We start from the raw sequence: 18138 nt of genomic DNA, 5'->3' as shown, positions 1-18138 counted from the left end.
TGACGCCTTCCCCTCTCCCACAAGCGGGAGAGGGGGCTGTCCGGTATGAACGCGGAGTTCAGCTTCAACCTGTAGGAGCGCGCCCTGCGCGCGAATCGTGGGCAGGGCCCGCTCCTACAATTTGCCGTGAAGCACGGGCTCCCCGTAGGAGCGGACCTTGTCCGCGAATGGCGTTCGCCGGCGGCACTGTGCTTTGGATTGACGCCTTCCCCTCTCCCACAAGCGGGAGAGGGGGCTGTCCGGCATGAACGCGGAGTTCAGCTTCAACCTGCAGGAGCGCGCCCTGCGCGCGAATCGCGGGCAGGGCCCGCTCCTACAATTTGCCGTGAAGCACGGGTTCCCCGTAGGAGCGGACTCCGTCCGCGATGGGTTTATTTCGCCTCCAGCACCCCGCGGCGGATCTGGTCGCGCTCGATGGATTCGAACAGCGCCTTGAAGTTGCCCTCGCCGAAGCCGTCGTCGCCCTTGCGCTGGATGAACTCGAAGAACACCGGGCCCATCAGGGTTTCCGAGAAGATCTGCAGCAGCAGGCGGCGCTTGCCGCCTTCGGAGGTGCCGTCGAGGAGGATGCCGCGGTTGCGCAGTTCCTCCACCGGCTCGCCATGGTTGGGCAGGCGTTCCTCGAGCATCTCGTAGTAGGTCGCCGGCGGCGCGGTCATGAAGCGCATGTTCAGGCCCTTGAGGGCGTCCCAGGTCTTCACCAGGTCGTCGGTGAGGAAGGCCACGTGCTGGATGCCCTCGCCGTTGAACTGCATGAGGAACTCCTCGATCTGCCCGGCGCCCTTGGAGGATTCCTCGTTGAGCGGGATGCGGATCATGCCGTCCGGCGCGGTCATGGCCTTGGAGGTCAGGCCGGTGTACTCGCCCTTGATGTCGAAGTAGCGGATCTCGCGGAAGTTGAACAGCTTCTCGTAGAAGTCCGCCCAGTAGGCCATGCGCCCGCGGTACACGTTGTGGGTGAGGTGGTCGATGATCTTCAGGCCGGCGCCTTTCGGGTGGCGGTCCACGCCTTCGATGAACTCGAAGTCGATGTCGTAGATCGACGAGCCCTCGCCGAAGCGGTCGATCAGGTACAGCGGCGCGCCGCCGATGCCCTTGATCGCCGGCAGGCGCAGCTCCATCGGCCCGGTGGGGATTTCCACAGGCTGCGCGCCCAGCTCCAGGGCGCGGGCGTAGGCCTGGTGGGCGTTCTTCACGCGGAAGGCCATGCCGCACACCGAGGGGCCGTGCTCGGCGGCGAAGTAGGCCGCCAGGCTCTTGGGCTCGTTGTTGAGGATCAGGTTGATGTCGCCCTGGCGGTACAGGTCCACATCCTTGGAGCGGTGGCTGGCCACCTTGGTGAAGCCGAGGCTGGCGAAGATGGGTTCCATCACGCCGGGGGTGGGGGAGGCGAATTCGATGAACTCGAAGCCCATGAGGCCCATGGGGTTGTCGAAGAGGTCTGCCATGTCTGTGTTCCTCGCGGTGGACGCGCGCGGCGGCGCGCCCGGGATTCGGAAAGTCGTGGGGTCAGCTACGCGGCTGGCTCGGTGGCGAGCAGGGCACGCCGCGTACGCTGCGGGCGAGGAAGTCGCCGATGGTGACTTTGAATCCGAGGCTGTGCATGGCGCGCTCCTCAGGCCGGCTTGTCGGCCTGGACGTCCGGGTGGGCCTGGCGGAAGGCCGGGTGCTCCAAGGCCAGGCGCTCTACCCTGAGTATGCGCGGGAATCCTGCCAGGTCCACCTTGAAGCGGCGGGCGGCGTACAGCTGCGGCAGCAGGTAGACGTCGGCCAGGCCCGGCTGCGGGCCGCAGCAGAAGCCCTCGTCGCCGATCAGCGCTTCCACGGCCTTGAGGCCTTCGCCGACCCAGTGGGCGATCCATTGCTCGACGCCGTTCTCGTCGATGCCCAGCCCGCGCAGGCGGTTGAGCACGGCGACGTTGTGCAGCGGGTGGATGTCGCAACCGATGAGCGCCGCCACGCCGCGCTGGTGCGCGCGCTGCAGGGCGTCGGCCGGCAGCAGGGCGGGTTCGGGGTAGCGTTCTTCCAGGTATTCGATGATCGCCGGCGACTGGACCAGCAGCTCGCCTTCGTCGGTGCGCAGGGCCGGCACGCGGCCTTGCGGGTTCAGGGCCAGGTAGGCGCCCTGGCGGTGCTCGCCCTGCAGCAGGTTCACCGGCAGCTGCCGGGCTTCCAGCCCCTTCAGGGCCAGGGCGATGCGCACCCGGTAGGAGGAGGTGGAGCGGTAGTAGGTGTAGAGGTCCATGAACCGGCACTCGCAGGCAGCGTGCCCGTCGTGGCGGACACTGTTGTTTTCGTAATGGACTTACACTCTGCGTAATTTTTCCGCCGAGGGCAAGCCCCCGCGTTCCACGGGGGCTCGCGGCGGCGGCGTTACTCGATCGTCTCGAAGGGCAGGCCCACGTAATTCTCGGCGATGCAGGTGCGCCCCGCCAGGGAATCGAGGAAGTAGGCCAGTTCGGTGTCGAGCATCTTCTGGGTGAAGGCGTCGTTGTCGGGGAACTTGTGCAGCATGCTGGTCATCCACCAGCTGAAGCGCTCGGCCTTCCAGATGCGCCGCAGGGCGACTTCCGAGTAGCGCTGCAGCAGCTCGACGCGGCCCTCGCCGTAGACCTTGACCAGGATGCGGTACAGGGCGTCGACGTCGCTGGCCGCCAGGTTCAGGCCCTTGGCCCCGGTGGGCGGGACTATGTGCCCGGCGTCGCCGACCAGGAACAGCTTGCCGTACTGCAGCGGCTCCACCACGAAGCTGCGCAGCGGGGCGATGCTCTTCTCCAGCGACGGCCCGGTGACCAGGCGCGCCGCGGCGTCGGCCGGCAGGCGGCGCTTGAGCTCGTCCCAGAAGCGCTGGTCGGACCAGTCCTCGACCTTCTCCTCCAGGCCCACCTGCAGGTAGTAGCGGCTGCGGGTGGCCGAGCGCATGCTGCTGAGGCTGAAGCCGCGTTCGCTGCTGGCGTAGATGAGCTCGTGGTTGACCGGCGGGGTGTCGCTGAGCAGGCCGAGCCAGCCGAAGGGGTAGACGCGCTCGTAGGTCTTGAGCCTGTCGGCCGGGATGGTCTGCCGCGATACGCCGTGGAAGCCGTCGCAGCCGGCGATGTAGTCGCAGTCCAGGCGGGCGGCCTCGCCGTCCTTGGTGAAGGTGACGTAGGGCTTCTCGCCCTGCACCTCGTGCAGCTGCACGTCGCCGGCTTCGTAGATGCTCAGGGCGCCGCTGGCCTGGCGCGCCTCCATGAGGTCGCGGGTGACTTCGGTCTGGCCGTAGACCATCACGTTCTTGCCGCCGGTCAGGCCCTTGAGGTCGATGCGCTCGCGGCGGCCGTCCAGCACCAGCTCGAAGCCGTCGTGGGGCAGGCCCTCGGCGTCCATGCGGGCGTGGGCGCCGGCTTCGCGCAGCAGGTCCACGGTGCCCTGTTCCAGCACCCCGGCGCGGATGCGCCCGAGCACGTAGCCCGGGCTCTGGCGTTCGAGGATGACGTTGTCGATGCCGGCACGCTGCAGCAGCTGGCCGAGGAGCAGCCCGGAAGGGCCGGCGCCGATGATGGCAACCTGGGTTTTCATTGTTGTTTTCCTCGTCGTCGCGGACCGGGGCCTGGTCGTAGGCACGCCCCCTGGCCGCGTAGTTGTTATTGGCTCCTGCATTTTTGGTGGATGAATCGCTGCGCAGAAGGCAATATCCAACAGATAACCTGGATTTTTCATGGATAGCCCCGGCGGCCTATAAATGCACAAGACGCCCGCTTCGAACCCGGTCCCGGTGTTCCAGCTGTACGGCGAGACCCACGCCTGGCCGACACCCGACCCCCTGCACTGCGAGACCATCCCTTCGCGCAGCAGCCTGTACGACTGGGAGATCCGCCCGCACCGCCACGCCGACCTGGTGCAGCTGCTCTACGTGCGCGCCGGCGAGGCCGAGCTGGAAGTGGAGGGCAGCGTCACCCACGTGCGCGAGGCCACCCTGCAGGTCTCGCCGCCGCTGTGCGTGCACGGCTTCCGCTTCACCGCGCAGATCGACGGCTACGTCATCAGCCTGGCCCAGCCCTTCGCCGAGGAACTGCTGCGCCAGTTCGACCGCGCCGTGCTGGAACAGCCGCAGTGCTACGCGGTGGGCGAGGACGAGCGCTACCTGAGCACCCTGTTCGAGTCCATCGAGCGCGAATACACCCGCCAGGAGCCGGGCCGCGAGCTGATGCTGCGCTCGCTGGTCAGCGCCCTGCTGGTATGGCTCGGCCGCCGCCACCTGCAGGCCAGCCATGCCGCCAGCGCCACCCCGGACCGCGGCCGCGAGCACCTGCAGGCGTTCCGCCGGCTGGTGGAGCAACGCTTCCGCGAGCACCTGCCGATCGAGCGCTACGCCGAGCGCCTGGGCATCAGCGCGGCGCACCTCAACGCCCTGTGCCGGCGCCTGGCCGGCGCCTCGGCGCTGCAGCTGATCAACCAGCGCCTGCTGCTGGAGGCCAAGCGCAACCTGGTGTACACGGACATGACCGTGCAGGAGGTCTCCGACCAGCTGGGCTTCTCGGAGCCGGCGTACTTCTCGCGATTCTTCAAGCGCGGCACCGGGCAGTCGCCCAGGGCCTTCCGGGGTAACCGATGAACATCGACTCACGCATCAAGTTCCGCCACCTGCTGTGCTTCCTCGAGGTGGCCCGCCTGGGCAGCCTGGCGCGCGCCGCCGACCGCCTGGCGGTGAGCCAGCCGGCGGTGTCCAAGACCCTCAAGGAGCTGGAGGAGGTGCTCGACGCCAGCCTGTTCGAGCGCGGCAAGGGCGGCGCCACGCTGACCGAGGCGGGCATCGCCTTCCTGCGCTACGCCGGGCCCTGCGTGCAGGCCCTGCGCGACGGCGTGGAGAGCCTGCGCGGCGGCGAGTATGCGGCCAGCAGCGCGCGCCTGGGCGTGCTCTCCACCGTGGAGGGCGCCTTCCTCCCGGAGGTGGTGCGGCGCCTGCACGAGCGCCACGGGGCGCTGGTGGTCAGCGTGGTCACCGGGCCCAGCGCGCACCTGCTCTCGCAGTTGCGCGTCGGCGAGCTGGACCTGGTGGTCGGGCGCATGACCGACAGCCCGCAGATCCAGGGCCTGACCTTCGAACACCTGTACAACGAACCGCTGACCCTGGTGGTGCGCGCCGGCCACCCGCTGCTGGGCCGGCCGCTGGACGCCGGCGAGCTGGAGCACTACCCGCTGGTGCTGCCGACCCTCGGCACCACCATCCGCAAGCGCATCGACAGCCTGTTCGTCGAGCACGGCCTGCGCCAGTCGTCGCGGCGGCTGGAGACCCTCTCGCTGAGCCTGAGCCGGCGCTACGTCGACGACAGCGACGCGGTGTGGATGGCGCCGCTGGACGCAGTGCGCGCGGCCCTGGGCAAGGGCGAGCTGGCCGAGCTGGCGCCGCAGTTGCAGGAGGCCGGTGGTTCGGTGGGCATCTGCAGCAATGCCTCGCTGCCGCTGTCCCTCGGCGCGCACTGGTGCCAGGAAGTGCTGCGCGAGGTGGGGCAGGAATACCGCGACGGGGTTTATCCATAACCATTTGGTTAATGATCGCGGGCGCCTTTTCAATTTTCCTGCGGACCAACCTGGCGGAAACTGCGGAGCACATGCCTGATGCTCTACAGGCTCCTATAACTCCAACAACAGGAGACCGCCATGTCCGAAGTGGACAGCAGCCGGTTCGTCATCCGTGACCGCAACTGGCACCCCAAAGCCCTCACCCCCGACTACAAGACCTCCGTCGCCCGCTCCCCGCGCCAGGCGCTGGTGAGCATCCCGCAGTCGATCTCCGAGACCACCGGCCCGGACTTCTCGCACCTGAAGTTCGGCGAGCACGACAACGACCTGCTGCTCAACTTCAACACCGGCGCCCTACCCATCGGCGAGCGCATCGTCGTCCACGGCCGCGTCGTCGACCAGTACGGCAAGCCCGTGCCCAACACCCTGGTGGAGATGTGGCAGGCCAACGCCGGCGGCCGCTACCGGCACAAGAACGACCGCTACCTGGCGCCGCTGGACCCGAACTTCGGCGGCGTCGGCCGCGCCATCACCGACAGCGACGGCCGCTATATCTTCCGCACCATCAAGCCCGGCCCCTACCCGTGGCGCAACGGCCCCAACGACTGGCGCCCGGCGCACATCCACTTCTCCATCAGCGGCCCGTCCATCGCCACCCGGCTGATCACCCAGCTGTACTTCGAGGGCGACCCGCTGATCCCGATGTGCCCCATCGTCAAGTCGATCGCCAACCCCGAGGCGGTGCAGAGCCTGATCGCGCGCCTGGACATGGGCATGGCCAACCCCATGGATTGCCTGGCCTACCGCTTCGACATCGTGCTGCGCGGCCAGCGCCAGACCCACTTCGAGAATCGCTGAGGAGGTTCGCCATGCCCGTTCAACTGCTCCCCGAAACCCCCTCGCAGACCGCCGGCCCCTACGTGCACATCGGCCTGGCCCTGGAGGCCGCCGGCAACCCGACCCGCGACCTGGAAATCTGGAACCAGATGGCCAAGCCCGGCGCCGCCGGCGAGCACATCCTGCTGCTGGGCCACGTCTACGACGGCAACGGCCACCTGGTGCGCGACTCCTTCCTGGAGTTCTGGCAGGCCGACCACGAAGGCAACTACGACAGCCGCTACGACGCGGAGAAGGCGTTCAACGGCTTCGGCCGCACCGCCACCACCTTCGATGCCGGCGAGTGGACGCTCAAGACCATCAAGCCGGGCGTGACCAAGGCCGCCGACGGCCGCCCGCAGGCGCCGCACATCAACGTTTCGCTGTTCGCCCGCGGCATCAACATCCACCTGCAGACGCGCCTGTACTTCGAGGACGAGGCCGAGGCCAACGCCAAGGACCCGGTGCTCAACCTGATCGAGCAGGCGCCGCGCCGCGAGACCCTGGTGGCCCGCCGCTGCGAAGTGAACGGCCAACTGGCCTATCGTTTCGACATCCGCATCCAGGGCGAAGGCGAGACGGTGTTCTTCGACTTCTGATGCGCATCGTCTGGCGCCTCAACGGGCGGGCCGCGCGAGCGGTCCGCCCGTCGGCGTTCACGGCATGGCGTAGGCTGTGCCTGATGACGAAGAAAACTGGAGCCCTTGCGTGAGCAACCGACTTTTCGACGCCTACTTCACCCAGCCAGCGATGCGCGAGCTGTTCTGCGACCGCGCGCGCCTGCAGGGCATGCTCGACTTCGAGGCCGCCCTGGCCCGCGCCGAGGCGCGCTGCGGGGTGATCCCGGCCAGCGCGGTGGCGCCCATCGAGGCCGCCTGCCGCGCCGAGCTGTACGACTTCGACGCCCTGGCCACGGCCATCTGCAGCGCCGGCAACTCGGCCATCCCCATGGCCAAGGCGCTGGGCCGGCAGGTCGCCGCCGGCGATGCCGAGGCCGAGCGCTACGTGCACTTCGGCGCCACCAGCCAGGACGCCATGGACAGCGGCCTGGTGCTGCAGCTGCGCGCCGCCATCGGCCTGCTGGAGGACGACCTGGCGCGCCTGGGCGCGGCCCTGGCCGAACAGGCGCGCCGGCATGCCGACGTTCCCATGGCCGGGCGCACCTGGCTGCAACACGCAACGCCGGTGACCCTGGGCATGAAGATCGCCGGCTGGCTCGGCGCCGTCACCCGCCACCGCGAGCGTCTGGCCGAGCTCAAGCCGCGCCTGCTCAGCCTGCAGTTCGGCGGCGCCTCCGGCAGCCTGGCGGCGCTGGGCGACGACGGCTTCGCCGTGGCCGAGGCACTGGCCGAGGAACTGCGCCTGCAACTGCCCGAGCAGCCCTGGCACACCCAGCGCGACCGCCTCGCCGAATTCGCCGCCTGGCTCGGCCTGGTGGCCGGCAGCCTGGGCAAGCTCGGCCGCGACCTCAGCCTGCTGATGCAGACCGAGGCCGGCGAAGTCTTCGAACCCTCGGCGCCGGGCAAGGGCGGCTCCTCGACCATGCCGCACAAGCGCAACCCGGTGGGCGCCGCCGTGCTGATCGGCGCCGCCACCCGCGCGCCCGGCCTGGTGGCGACGATGCTGAGCGCCATGCCCCAGGAACACGAGCGCAGCCTCGGCCTGTGGCACGCCGAATGGGAAAGCCTGCCGGAACTCTGCTGCCTGGTTTCCGGCGCCCTGCAGCAGGCGCTGCTGGTAGTGCCGGGCCTGGAAGTGGACGCCCAGCGCATGCGCCGCAACCTGGAACTGACCCGCGGCCTGGTGCTGGCCGAGGCGGTGAGCATCGCCCTGGCCCGGCGCATCGGCCGCGACGCCGCGCACCACCTGGTGGAGCAGTGCTGCCGCCAGGCCGTGGCCGAGGGCGCGCACCTGCGCCAGGTGCTGGGCGGCAACGCCGAGGTCCGCGCGCAACTCAGCGACGCCGAACTGGACCGCCTGCTCGACCCGGCGAATTACCTGGGCCAGTGCCGCCGCTGGGTGGAACGCGCCCTGGAAGAACACGCACGCCTCGGTTGAGGCGCAATAGACAAGCGAGAGAGAACCCGATGGACGAGAAACAACGCTACGAAGCCGGCATGCAGGTCCGCCGCGCGGTGCTGGGCGACGCCCACGTCGACCGCAGCCTGAACAACCGCACCGCCTTCAACGAAGAATTCCAGGAAATGATCACCCGCCACGCCTGGGGCGACATCTGGACCCGCCCCGGCCTGCCGCGCCACACCCGCAGCCTGGTGACCATCGCCATGCTCATCGGCATGAACCGCGAGGGCGAACTGAAGCTGCACCTGCGCGCCGCCCGCAACAACGGCGTGAGCCGCGAGGAGATCAAGGAAGTGCTGCTGCAGAGCGCGATCTACTGCGGCATCCCGGCGGCCAACGCGACCTTCCACCTGGCAGAGGAGGTGTGGAACGAACTGGGGACGGAGTCGCTGGAGGGCTGAGGTGGCTTCGAGGCAGGGCGTAGGGCGAATAACGCTCCGCGTTATCCGCCGCTTGGTCTTGGCCTGGGCGTAACGGCGCTTTTCGTAGGATCGAGGGGGACGCCTGGTTCTTGCTCGCGAACGGGGCTAGCCGGGTGTTTCGGTACTGGGCTCGATGCCGTTCCCTCTCCCTAACCCTCTCCCTGAAGGGAGAGGGGACCGTTGGGCAGAAACGGATACCCCGCAGTCAGCCGGCTACTCCAGGAGGGGCCGGCGAACGCCACGATTTCCACTGGCACGGACAAGCCCCCTCTCCCGCTTGCGGGGGAGGGTTGGGGAGGGGGAGCGGCGTCAACCCGAAACACCAACGTCACCGGGGAGCCCCGTTCGCGAGCAAGCTCGCTCCTCCCCCCTTCAAGGCATCCGATCCGCCGTGAAATCCGCCTCCGAGCGCGCCTCCAGCTGGCCCTTGCGGCAGGCGCGCTGGAAGCGTTCGAAGTCGCGTTCGTTCTGCAGCGCGTAGGCCTTGGCATAGTGCAGCAGGGCGTCGCTCAGCGCCTCGCTCTTGCCGATGTAGCCGGCGATCCGCGCCGCCTGGCCGCCGGACTTGGCGTGGGCGCAGGCCAGGGCGCGGCCGCAGACCCGTGCGTAGGCGGCGAAGGCTTTCTCGTCGAAGGTCTCCAGTTCCGCCGAGACCTTCATGTCGCGCAACTGGCGCACGTAGAAGTGGCGGCCATTGGGGCCGGTGGTCCAGCCGAGGAAGAGATCGCTGGCCGACTGCATCAGGCGCTGGCCGTCCACCACCCGCTGGCCCTGGTGGCGGGTGCGCAGCTTGCTGCGCACATAGGTGGCCAGCACCGAGGGACGGGCCTCCTTGAATTGCAGGAACAGCGGCTGCTCCTGGGGATCGGTGAGCAACGCCACCAGGCAGCGGGTGCCGACGCTGCCCACGCCCACCACCTTGAACACCAGGTCCTGCACCTCGAAGCGGTCGAGCAGTTCGCGACGGTCGGCCTGCAGGGTGGTGCGGTAGTCGCGGATGAAGGTGTCGTGCAGATCCTGCCAGTGATCCAGGCTCATCCAGTCGTCGTCCTCGTCCAGCAGGCTGGTCGCGGAGTGCAGGTGGAAGATCTCCGGCAGGTCGTCGCGGATCTCCAGGCGGCCCTGGGCGTCGCGTTCGGCGATCTTCGGCAGCAGCTCGGCATGGGTGCGCCGGTTGGCCTTCTCGATGGCGCGCTGCACGTGCTCGCGCAGGTCCTTCTCGCGCTCCTGCTCCAGCGCCACCTCGTAGTCGATGCGCCCGTACCACAGCTCCAGGGCGCCCATCTCGGCACATTCGGCGATGTTCTGCTGGTAGGACAGCACCAGTTGGCGGCAGACGTCCTCTTCCACCGTCTCGCCGTGGCGCAGGTCGCGGGCGGCGATCAGGAAGCTCGCCACCAGGCGCTTGAGGTCCCATTCCCAGGGGCCGGGGTGGACCTCGTCGAAGTCATTGACGTTGAATAGCAGGTTGCGCTCGGGGGAGGCGAAGCCACCGAAGTTCATCAGGTGGCAGTCGCCGCAGATCGGCAGTTCCATGCCCATGTCCGGGGTGCCCGAGAGGTCGTGGGCCTGGAGCAGGGCGCTGCCGCGGAAGAAGGTGAAGGGCGACACCAGCATGCGCCCGTAGCGCAGCGCCACCAGGGACCGCACGCGGCCGGCGCTGGAGGCCTCGATCAGCGGCAGCGGGTCGCGGTCGATCTTCCCGGGTTCGGCGTGGCTGCTGCGTGGGCACTTGTCACGGGCGTCCTTGCCCTGTTTGCGCAGGTCCTTGATGTCCATCGTTCACCTCGAATCCGGGGGCCATGGATTCGAGCTTAGAGGCTGGCCGGGGGCCTGCAAGTCGGCGCGTTGGGCTGGCCTGGAAAGGGCATTTCTGCGATGGTCGCGGCGTCTCGTCGTCAGGAAGCGCCCATGTTCGCCACCGCCATTCCGTTCGCCCGTCCCGCCAAAATGCCCTGGCGCGCCATGGGCATCGCCTTCGGCCTGCTGGCCCTGGCCGGTTGCAGCTCGCAGTCCGCCCGCCAGGCGCCGGAGCCGACCCCGGCGCAGGTGCGCGCCACCCTGGCGCAGCTGCTGCCGGCCAGGGTGAGCGACCGCAGCGGCTGGGCCACGGACATCCAGGTGGCCTTCGCCGCCCAGCGCATCCGCCCGAGCAAGGAGAACCTCTGCTCGGTGCTGGCGGTGACCGAACAGGAGTCGAACTTCCAGGCCGACCCGCAGGTGCCGGGCCTGGGCCGCATCGCCCGCGACGAGATGAAGAGGCGCGCCGCGCGCCTGCACGTCCCCGGCTTCGTGCTCGACGCCGCGCTGGCGCTGAAGTCGCCCAGCGGCAAGAGCTACAGCCAGCGCCTGGACGCGGTGCGCAGCGAACGCGAGCTGAGCGCCATCTTCGATGACTTCATCGGCATGGTACCGCTCGGCCAGCAGCTGTTCGGCCGCTTCAACCCGGTGCGTACCGGCGGGCCCATGCAGGTCAGCGTGGCCTTCGCCGAGCAGCATGCCGAGGGTTACCCGTACCCGCTCAAGGGGAGCGTGCGCCAGGAGGTGTTCAGCCGCCGCGGCGGCATGTACTTCGGCATTGCCCACCTGCTGGGCTACCCGGCGGACTACGAGCGGCCGCTGTACCGCTTCGCCGACTTCAACGCCGGCTGGTACGCCAGCCGCAACGCCGCCTTCCAGCGCGCGGTGAGCCTGGCCACCGGCATCCCGCTGGCGCTGGACGGCGACCTGATCCGCTACGACTCCAGCGCCGCCGGCGCCACCGAACTCGCGGTGCGCACCCTGGGCCCGCGCCTGGGCCTGAGCGACAGCCAGATCCGCCGCGACCTGGAGCAGGGCGAGCGCGCGGAGTTCGGCGAGACGAAACTGTACGCCAAGGTCTTCGCCCTGGCCGAGAAGAACGAAGGCAAGCCGCTGGCCCGGGCGGTGCTGCCGGGCATCACCCTGCACAGCCCGAAGATCACCCGCAACCTCACCACCGCCTGGTTCGCCCAGCGCGTGGACGAGCGCTACCAGCGCTGCCTGGCGCGGGCGGGGAAAGGCTGAAGGCGACTAGAGTAATTGCTCTAGATTGGCTAGAGTCTCCGCCACAACAACAAGGAGCTCCGCCATGTCCCTCAGCCCCAGTGCTGTCGCCTTGCTCGGTCTGGTCGCCTGGACCCTGCTGCTGGTCCTCGTCCTGGTCAACCACCGTGGCCTGCTGGTGCTTTCCGGCAGCCGCGCGGTCAACGCCTTCGCCGCCGACGGCAGCAGCACGCCGGGCTTCGGCCAGCGCCTGGCGCGGGCCCACGCCAACTGCGTGGAGAACCTGCCGCTGTTCTTCGCCGTGCTGCTCTACGCCATGCTCACCGGCCAGACCCAGGTCACCGACCCGCTGGCGCCGGTGCTGCTGGCGGCGCGCATCTTCCAGAGCCTGATGCACCTGGCCAGCACCTCGCCGCTGTTCGTCTGGCTGCGCTTCGCCGGCTACCTGGTGCAACTGGTGATCCTCGCCTGGTGGCTGCTGCGCCTGGCCGGCTGGCTCTGAGGCGGCGCGCCAGGCCAGGGCCTTGTCCAGGTAGGCGTCGGGGCCGCTCGGGGGCGGTCATGGCGGTTTCCTTGGCTGGGTCCCCGAGCTTGCCGCGTCCGGGCGCGGAAGCAAAGTCGCGCGCTAGCGATGGCTCAGCTGCAAGTCATGGAGGATGCACACCGAGCCGTCGGTGGCGAGGGTGGCGTCGCTGAAGTCGACCTGGTTGTACACGCCGCCGTGGAAATTGAAGAAGTGCCCGGTCCAGTCCGGGTCGAGGGTCATGGGCGCCAGGCTGGAGGTGCGCCCGTTGCAGCTGGCCTGCACGGTGATTTCGGCCGCGGCGGTGGCATGGATGAGGAGGGTGAAGCGCGCACCCAGCGGCACCTGATCTAGCAGCGTGCCGTTCACCGGGTCCGGCTGGTCGAAGTGCTGGCGAAAGCCCAGGGTGAGCTTGCCCTTGCTCCAGAACACCTTGACCACCGGGCTGTCGTCGTTCTGCACGTGCATCTGCGAGATCACCACCTTCTGCGCCGAGTTCACCCGCGTCAGTGTCATCTCCTGGCGGTTGAGGTGCTCGCGGGCGCTTTCCAGCGTCCAGTAGCGGCTTTCCTTCCATTCGCAGCGGGTGCGCCTGGTGCTTTTGCTGGAGGCGCCGAGGGTCGGCGCGGTGAACTGCACGCTGCCATCGGGCTGGCGCGTGACCAGCTCCGGGTACTGCTGCAGCGCCTGGCTGCTGGGAATCTCCAGGGCTACCGGGTTGGTGGCCGAGCGGGGAACGGGCAGGCCGATGGTCAGGTTGTCGATGTTCACGCTCATGTCGTCGGTCCTCTGCTGTGGGAAGGCGCAAGCGAAAAGGCAGGCGCGGGGCCTGCCTGATGGATGCGACTGACGACGGTGGCGAAAGCTCAGGATTTCCGCACGAGCGGTAGGGGGCCGGGCTCCGCTGCATGCGGGAGCCCGGCCCGGGCGTTGGCTCAGCGTCCGGCCAACTGGCCGCGGCGGTACTCGCCCTGGCGCTCGAGCATCCAGCCGGGGTACTCGGCCGGCAGGGCGCTGACCTTGTCGAGGGTGGCCAGTTCCTCGGCGCTCAGCTCGACGCGGGTTGCGGCGATGTTGTCCTCCAGTTGCTCCAGGCGCTTGGCGCCGATGATCACGCTGGTCACCACTTCCTGGTGCAGCAGCCAGGCCAGGGCCACCTGCGCCACCGACACGCCCTTGGCCTCGGCGATGCCGCGCATGGCGTCGATGCAGTCGTAGGCGCGCTCGCGGTTCACCGGCGGGAAGTCGAACTGGGTGCGCCGGCTGCCGGCCTCGGCTTGCTGGTCGCGGCCGTACTTGCCGCTGAGCAGGCCGCCGGCCAGCGGGCTCCAGACCATCAGGCCGACCTTCTCGCTGCGCAGCAGCGGCACCAGTTCGCGCTCCAGGTCGCGCCCGGCGATGCTGTAGTAGGCCTGCAGCGAGTCGAAGCGGGCCAGGCCCAGGCGCTCGGACGTGCCCAGGGCCTTCATGATCTGCCAGGCCGCCCAGTTGGAGACGCCAACGTAGCGCACCAGGCCCTGGCGCACCAGGTCGTCGAGGGCGCGCAGGGTCTCTTCCACCGGGGTGGCCGGGTCGAAGCCGTGCACCTGGTAGAGGTCGATGTGGTCCAGCTGCAGGCGCTCCAGGCTGGCCTGCACGCCGCCGGCGATGTGGTAGCGCGACAGGCCGCGGGAGTTGGCGCCACGGGTGCCGGTCTCGCCGAACACCTTGGTGGCGATCACCACGTCCTCGCGGGGCACGCCGAGGTTCTTCAGGGCCTGGCCGGTGATGACCTCGGAGCGGCCTTCGGAATACACGTCGGCGGTGTCGATGAAGTTGATGCCGGCCGCCAGGGCCGCGCCGACCAGCTGCTCGGCCTCGGCCTGCTGCAGCTTGCCGATCTGGCTCCAGAGCTGGCCTTCGCCGCCGAAGGTCATGGTGCCCAGGCAGAGTTCCGAGACGAACAGACCGGTGTTGCCGAACTTTCTGTAGCGCATGGCGAGCAATCCTCGGAAGGGCAGGGGAAGGTGCCGCTGCCTTGCGCAGCGGCGGACGCCACCAGTATGGGCGCCGTGCCCCGGAAGGACGGCGCTCGATGCTGCCGGATTCTTGCCTATTGCTGCCGCCGTCGCGTCAGGCCATGGGCGGCAGGCGGCGCTTGACCGGGGTCTTCTTGACGATGGCGGTGCTGGTCTCTGCGTAGGCGTTGAGGCGGTCGAGCAGGGTGTCCAGCTGTTCCATGTCGCGCACGCACAGGCGGGCGACGAAGCAGTCGTCGCCGGTGATCTTGTCGCACTCGGTGAACTCGGGGATGGCCTGGATCTGCCGTTCCACCTCGTGCAGCCGGCCGGGCAGGGGGCGCACGCGGACGATGGCCTGCAGCAGGTAGCCGAAGGCCTTCGGCTCCACCTCCAGGGTGTAGCCGCGGATCACCCCGCGTTCCTCCAGCTTGCGCAGGCGTTCGCCGACGCTGGGGGCGGACAGGCCGCTGACCTGGGCCAGGGCCTTGAGCGACAGGCGCGAGTCTTCCATCAGGGCGGCGATCAGCAGTTGGTCGATTTCGTCGGTCATGGTCGGCTCGTTAGGTGATTGCGGGTGGATGCCTTGATAGTAAAGGCGGTATTCCGATTGTGCCTTCCGTTTGCGATGGAAGGGCGGGGTGATGCCTTGTCATGCTGTAGGCACACCTTGCAGGAGGAACCCCATGGACAAGTCCATTCAACGCGGCACCCTGGAGATGACCGCGGCCATGCTGATCTGCGGCACCATCGGCTGGCTGGTGCTGGTGTCCGGCCAGCCGGTGCTGGACGTGGTGTTCTGGCGCTGCGTGTTCGGCGCCGCCACCCTGCTGCTGGCCTGCGCCCTGCTCGGCCTGCTGCGCCCGGGCGTGCTGAGCCTTTCCGCCTTCGGCCTGGCGCTGCTCAGCGGGGTGGCCATCGTCGGCAACTGGGTGCTGCTGTTCGCCTCCTACTCGCGGGCGTCCATCGCCATCGGCACCGCGGTGTACAACACCCAGCCCTTCATGCTAGTGCTGCTGGCCGCGGCGTTCCTCGGCGAGAAGCTCAGCGCGCGCAAGCTCGGCTGGCTGGCGCTGAGCTTCGCCGGCATGCTGGCCATCGTCGGCGCCCACGGCAGCGGCGGGCCGGGCAGCGACTACCTGGCGGGCATCGCCCTGGCCCTGGGCGCGGCGCTGCTGTATGCCTTCGCCGCGCTGATCGTCAAGCGCCTGCAGGCGGTGCCGCCGCACCTGATCGCGCTGGTGCAGGTGTGCAGCGGCGTACTGCTGCTGGCGCCCCTGGCCAACCTTTCGGCGCTGCCGCAACAGCCGTCGGCCTGGGCCTGCCTGGCCACCCTTGGCATTCTCCACACCGGGCTGATGTACGTGCTGCTCTACGGCGCCATCCAGAAGCTGCCGACGGCGCTGACCGGCGCGCTGTCGTTCATCTACCCGGTGGCGGCGATCCTGGTGGACTGGGTGGTGTTCGGCCACCGCCTGGGCCTGGCGCAGTGGCTGGGCGTGGCGGCCATCCTCCTGGCCGCGGCGGGCATGCAGCGGAACTGGGGGCTGCCGCGGCGGCTGGTCGCGCGCTTCGCGTTGCATGGGACGGATTACGGAAAACACTGAGGTATGGGAATTTTTCCCCTGGTGGCGACTCCAACTCGCACCAAGTCTCGCCATGGGTGAATGATGAACTACAAGCTGTTGCCAATGATCGGTGTCGCCGTGCTGCTCGGCGCCTGCGGTAGCAAGGAGGCGGAGGTGTGCGCCAGCAAGGACATGCGCGACCAGTTGGTGAAGGTCTTCACCGATGGCCCGCTGGCCGGCCGCGGCGACCTGCTCAAGGACGTGGAACTGCGCGACGCGGCCATCCTCGAGAAGGACCCGGACAGCGGCGTGCTCGAATGCGTGGCCACCTTCCGCGTGCCGGTGGGCCAGCAGGTGGTGCAGGGGCCGCTGGAATACCGCATCGCCCCGGCGGCCAAGTCCGACCATGACTACCTGCTGCTGTTCACCAAGAGCGAGCGGGCATTGGCGTTGGCCGAGCGGATCCAGCGGGTATTCCCGGCGGCGGGGACGTCGCAGTGATGATGAGGGTGTAGGAGCGAGCTTGCTCGCGAATGGTACTTCCTGGCGGCTGCGGTGTATTCGGTTGACTCCGTTCCCTCACCCCAGCCCTCTCCCAGAGGGAGAGGGGGCCGTTTGGAGCGAGCGGGGAACCCGGAGTCATCCTGAAACGCCTACCTATCCTCGCGTTCACGGGAATGGCGAGGGGGAAGGATGATGCCTGACTTCCAGGCCACTCAGGACAGCCCCCTCTCCCGCTTGCGGGAGAGGGGGCTCTTGAGCCTGGCACCTACGCCACCGGCAGACTCCATTCGCGAGCAAGCTCGCTCCTACGAAAAGCCGTGCTCGCCTGCAACGTAGGACTCCGTCCGCGATTGGACCCGCAGGCCCCGCCAGCCCCAGCAGTGGCACGAACGCCCACAAACGAAAAAGCCGCTCCTCCGTTAGGGAGGAGCGGCTTTTTCATCACCGCCTGGCGCTACCCGCTCAGGCAGCGTTGCCGTAGCGGGCCTGCTTCTTCTTGACCTGCTGGCGGCACGCGTCGCCGAAGGCCTGGAAGAGCTTCACCGAATCGGGGTTCTTCAGCGCCTGCCATTCCGGGTGCCACTGCACCGCAAAGAGGAAGGGCGAGAGGGTCGGTGCGTGGATCGCCTCGACCAGGCCGTCCTCGGCGTGGGCGATGGCCTCCAGGCCCTTGCCGAGGGTCTTCAGGCCCTGGCCGTGCAGCGAGTTGACCTGGATCGAATCGGCCTGCAGCAGCTTGTGCAGCCAGGTGTTCCGCGCCACGCGCACGCTGTGCGCCGGGGCGTACTGCACCTCGACCGGGTCTTCGGGGTTTTCCCGATGGTCGTTGAAGCCGGGCTCGGCGTAGACCTTCTGGTACATGTCGCCGCCCAGCGCGACGTTGATTTCCTGCATGCCGCGGCAGATGCCGAAGATCGGCAGGCCACGGGCGATGGCGGCCTTGACCAGGGGCAGGTCGAAAAGGTCGCGCTGCTTGTCCTGGCCCTTGCCGGGGGTCTCGTTTTCCTGGCCGTAGAGGGCCGGGTCGATGTTGCTGCCGGCACCGGTGAGGTAGACGCCGTCGGCCATGTCGAGGTACTGCTCGAGATCGTCGGTGCCGCAGCAGGTCGGCACCAGGACCGGCACGCAACCGGCGATATCGGTGATCGGGGTGATGTACTTGTGGGTCATCACCTGATAGTCGTGGCCCTTGCGTTCCTGGGCGCCCATGGACATCAGGACGACGGGCTTGCGGAGTTTCTGATTGTTATTGCCAATGTTGCTGTTGGACATATGTCACCTTGGGACAGGCTCGGCCTGTCGTTTATGTGCAGGCGCGGCCGGGAGGGGCGCTACCTGGGGCTCCGAGCACTGCCGCGGCGGGGCTGGAGGCGCCCGCAAACGGTCGAAGCCTGCCCACCAGCCTGCCAGAGCCGTAAAATATGTCAAACAATTTCGCTTTCGGTCGTCAAAAATAATGGCCGAAACGCATGGCAGTTTCGTTTTTAACTATCTGTTTTTAAAGTGTTTTTAAGTTAATTCGATAAATATCGGTCTAATATTTTTTACGCAATCGGCGCTTTCGTGAAAATTATACTGAACATTTTCACGGAGGCTCGCCATGCGCACGCCAGCCGCACCCTTGAGCGGGCGCTGCGTCT

Annotated in this window: 18 protein-coding genes; 10 read left to right on the top strand and 8 right to left on the bottom strand. The window is 68.3% G+C overall.

Annotated features, from left to right (window positions below):
• Nucleotides 1-371: 371 nt before the first annotated feature.
• The 3 genes from hppD to pobA all read right to left on the bottom strand — a co-directional run bounded on the left by hppD (nt 372) and on the right by pobA (nt 3558).
• Complete coding sequence (gene hppD / locus DK254_RS27685; RefSeq protein WP_109936388.1) at nt 372-1448, bottom strand: 4-hydroxyphenylpyruvate dioxygenase; 1077 nt, start codon at nt 1446-1448, stop codon at nt 372-374.
• Between the two features lie 167 nt (nt 1449-1615).
• Nucleotides 1616-2245 (bottom strand): maleylacetoacetate isomerase, encoded by a 630-nt coding sequence (gene maiA / locus DK254_RS27680; protein ID WP_109936387.1) that lies wholly within the window; start codon nt 2243-2245, stop codon nt 1616-1618.
• 128 nt (nt 2246-2373) lie between these two features.
• The gene (gene pobA, locus DK254_RS27675) at nt 2374-3558 is read right to left on the bottom strand and encodes a 4-hydroxybenzoate 3-monooxygenase (protein WP_109936386.1); all 1185 of its coding nucleotides are present in this window, start codon (nt 3556-3558) and stop codon (nt 2374-2376) included.
• A gap of 163 nt (nt 3559-3721) precedes the next feature.
• On the opposite strand from pobA, the gene DK254_RS27670 reads away from it, so the two are divergent.
• From DK254_RS27670 to pcaC, 6 genes are all read left to right on the top strand, one after another.
• Nucleotides 3722-4594, top strand: coding sequence for a helix-turn-helix domain-containing protein (locus DK254_RS27670; RefSeq protein ID WP_089394211.1), 873 nt, complete (start codon nt 3722-3724; stop codon nt 4592-4594).
• Nucleotides 4591-5520 carry a pca operon transcription factor PcaQ gene (gene pcaQ / locus DK254_RS27665; RefSeq protein WP_089394210.1) on the top strand — a complete coding sequence of 310 codons (930 nt, stop codon included), beginning with the start codon at nt 4591-4593 and terminating at the stop codon, nt 5518-5520. Before DK254_RS27670 ends, pcaQ begins: the two co-directional genes overlap by 4 nt.
• 120 nt (nt 5521-5640) lie before the next feature.
• A complete protein-coding gene (gene pcaH / locus DK254_RS27660; RefSeq protein ID WP_058072712.1) occupies nt 5641-6360 on the top strand; it encodes a protocatechuate 3,4-dioxygenase subunit beta in 720 nt (239 codons plus the stop codon).
• 11 nt (nt 6361-6371) lie between these two features.
• Entirely contained in the window at nt 6372-6977 is a 606-nt protein-coding gene (gene pcaG, locus DK254_RS27655) for a protocatechuate 3,4-dioxygenase subunit alpha (protein ID WP_009618058.1), read from the top strand.
• Between the two features lie 109 nt (nt 6978-7086).
• Nucleotides 7087-8436 (top strand): 3-carboxy-cis,cis-muconate cycloisomerase, encoded by a 1350-nt coding sequence (locus DK254_RS27650; RefSeq protein WP_109936385.1) that lies wholly within the window; start codon nt 7087-7089, stop codon nt 8434-8436.
• 29 nt (nt 8437-8465) lie between these two features.
• A complete protein-coding gene (gene pcaC, locus DK254_RS27645; protein WP_089394208.1) occupies nt 8466-8861 on the top strand; it encodes a 4-carboxymuconolactone decarboxylase in 396 nt (131 codons plus the stop codon).
• Nucleotides 8862-9254: 393 nt separating this feature from the next.
• Here the strand turns inward: pcaC and DK254_RS27640 are convergent, their stop codons facing one another.
• Nucleotides 9255-10661 carry a DUF2252 domain-containing protein gene (locus DK254_RS27640; RefSeq protein WP_109936384.1) on the bottom strand — a complete coding sequence of 469 codons (1407 nt, stop codon included), beginning with the start codon at nt 10659-10661 and terminating at the stop codon, nt 9255-9257.
• A 171-nt stretch (nt 10662-10832) separates the two neighbouring features.
• On the opposite strand from DK254_RS27640, the gene DK254_RS27635 reads away from it, so the two are divergent.
• On the top strand, nt 10833-11927 hold the full coding sequence (locus DK254_RS27635) for a DUF1615 domain-containing protein (RefSeq protein ID WP_109937322.1): 1095 nt from the start codon (nt 10833-10835) through the stop codon (nt 11925-11927).
• A 64-nt stretch (nt 11928-11991) separates the two neighbouring features.
• Entirely contained in the window at nt 11992-12408 is a 417-nt protein-coding gene (locus DK254_RS27630; protein ID WP_109936383.1) for an MAPEG family protein, read from the top strand.
• A gap of 123 nt (nt 12409-12531) precedes the next feature.
• On the opposite strand, the gene DK254_RS27625 is transcribed toward DK254_RS27630, so the two are convergent.
• From DK254_RS27625 to DK254_RS27615, 3 genes are all read right to left on the bottom strand, one after another.
• Nucleotides 12532-13206 (bottom strand): polysaccharide lyase family 7 protein, encoded by a 675-nt coding sequence (locus DK254_RS27625; protein ID WP_109936382.1) that lies wholly within the window; start codon nt 13204-13206, stop codon nt 12532-12534.
• A 158-nt stretch (nt 13207-13364) separates the two neighbouring features.
• A complete protein-coding gene (locus DK254_RS27620; protein WP_109936381.1) occupies nt 13365-14405 on the bottom strand; it encodes an aldo/keto reductase in 1041 nt (346 codons plus the stop codon).
• Nucleotides 14406-14541: 136 nt separating this feature from the next.
• Complete coding sequence (locus DK254_RS27615) at nt 14542-14979, bottom strand: Lrp/AsnC family transcriptional regulator (RefSeq protein WP_089394204.1); 438 nt, start codon at nt 14977-14979, stop codon at nt 14542-14544.
• 133 nt (nt 14980-15112) lie between these two features.
• Between DK254_RS27615 and DK254_RS27610 the strand changes: the two genes are divergently transcribed.
• On the top strand, nt 15113-16033 hold the full coding sequence (locus DK254_RS27610; protein ID WP_109936380.1) for a DMT family transporter: 921 nt from the start codon (nt 15113-15115) through the stop codon (nt 16031-16033).
• A gap of 60 nt (nt 16034-16093) precedes the next feature.
• Nucleotides 16094-16495 carry a hypothetical protein gene (locus DK254_RS27605; protein ID WP_089394202.1) on the top strand — a complete coding sequence of 134 codons (402 nt, stop codon included), beginning with the start codon at nt 16094-16096 and terminating at the stop codon, nt 16493-16495.
• Between the two features lie 465 nt (nt 16496-16960).
• On the opposite strand, the gene DK254_RS27600 is transcribed toward DK254_RS27605, so the two are convergent.
• The gene (locus tag DK254_RS27600) at nt 16961-17770 is read right to left on the bottom strand and encodes a gamma-glutamyl-gamma-aminobutyrate hydrolase family protein (protein WP_109936379.1); all 810 of its coding nucleotides are present in this window, start codon (nt 17768-17770) and stop codon (nt 16961-16963) included.
• Nucleotides 17771-18138 lie beyond the last annotated feature (368 nt).

The sequence above is a fragment of the Pseudomonas sp. RW407 genome, assembly GCF_003176655.1.
In the GTDB taxonomy this organism is placed as follows: Bacteria; Pseudomonadota; Gammaproteobacteria; order Pseudomonadales; family Pseudomonadaceae; genus Pseudomonas; species Pseudomonas delhiensis.
Note: the sequence above shows the minus strand (reverse complement) of the source record. Positions and strands in the feature narration are given on the sequence as shown.

Excerpts from the sequence above, each read along its gene's own strand:
- pobA (WP_109936386.1), bottom strand. The coding sequence starts at position 3,558 with ATGAAAACCCAGGTTGCCATCATCGGCGCCGGCCCTTCCGGGCTGCTC.
- DK254_RS27610 (WP_109936380.1), top strand. The coding sequence starts at position 15,113 with ATGGACAAGTCCATTCAACGCGGCACCCTGGAGATGACCGCGGCCATG.
- pcaC (WP_089394208.1), top strand. The coding sequence starts at position 8,466 with ATGGACGAGAAACAACGCTACGAAGCCGGCATGCAGGTCCGCCGCGCG.
- DK254_RS27630 (WP_109936383.1), top strand. The coding sequence starts at position 11,992 with ATGTCCCTCAGCCCCAGTGCTGTCGCCTTGCTCGGTCTGGTCGCCTGG.
- DK254_RS27670 (WP_089394211.1), top strand. The coding sequence starts at position 3,722 with ATGCACAAGACGCCCGCTTCGAACCCGGTCCCGGTGTTCCAGCTGTAC.
- hppD (WP_109936388.1), bottom strand. The coding sequence starts at position 1,448 with ATGGCAGACCTCTTCGACAACCCCATGGGCCTCATGGGCTTCGAGTTC.
- pcaG (WP_009618058.1), top strand. The coding sequence starts at position 6,372 with ATGCCCGTTCAACTGCTCCCCGAAACCCCCTCGCAGACCGCCGGCCCC.
- DK254_RS27615 (WP_089394204.1), bottom strand. The coding sequence starts at position 14,979 with ATGACCGACGAAATCGACCAACTGCTGATCGCCGCCCTGATGGAAGAC.
- DK254_RS27605 (WP_089394202.1), top strand. The coding sequence starts at position 16,094 with ATGATGAACTACAAGCTGTTGCCAATGATCGGTGTCGCCGTGCTGCTC.
- maiA (WP_109936387.1), bottom strand. The coding sequence starts at position 2,245 with ATGGACCTCTACACCTACTACCGCTCCACCTCCTCCTACCGGGTGCGC.
- pcaQ (WP_089394210.1), top strand. The coding sequence starts at position 4,591 with ATGAACATCGACTCACGCATCAAGTTCCGCCACCTGCTGTGCTTCCTC.
- pcaH (WP_058072712.1), top strand. The coding sequence starts at position 5,641 with ATGTCCGAAGTGGACAGCAGCCGGTTCGTCATCCGTGACCGCAACTGG.
- DK254_RS27600 (WP_109936379.1), bottom strand. The coding sequence starts at position 17,770 with ATGTCCAACAGCAACATTGGCAATAACAATCAGAAACTCCGCAAGCCC.
- DK254_RS27625 (WP_109936382.1), bottom strand. The coding sequence starts at position 13,206 with ATGAGCGTGAACATCGACAACCTGACCATCGGCCTGCCCGTTCCCCGC.
- DK254_RS27620 (WP_109936381.1), bottom strand. The coding sequence starts at position 14,405 with ATGCGCTACAGAAAGTTCGGCAACACCGGTCTGTTCGTCTCGGAACTC.
- DK254_RS27640 (WP_109936384.1), bottom strand. The coding sequence starts at position 10,661 with ATGGACATCAAGGACCTGCGCAAACAGGGCAAGGACGCCCGTGACAAG.
- DK254_RS27635 (WP_109937322.1), top strand. The coding sequence starts at position 10,833 with ATGCCCTGGCGCGCCATGGGCATCGCCTTCGGCCTGCTGGCCCTGGCC.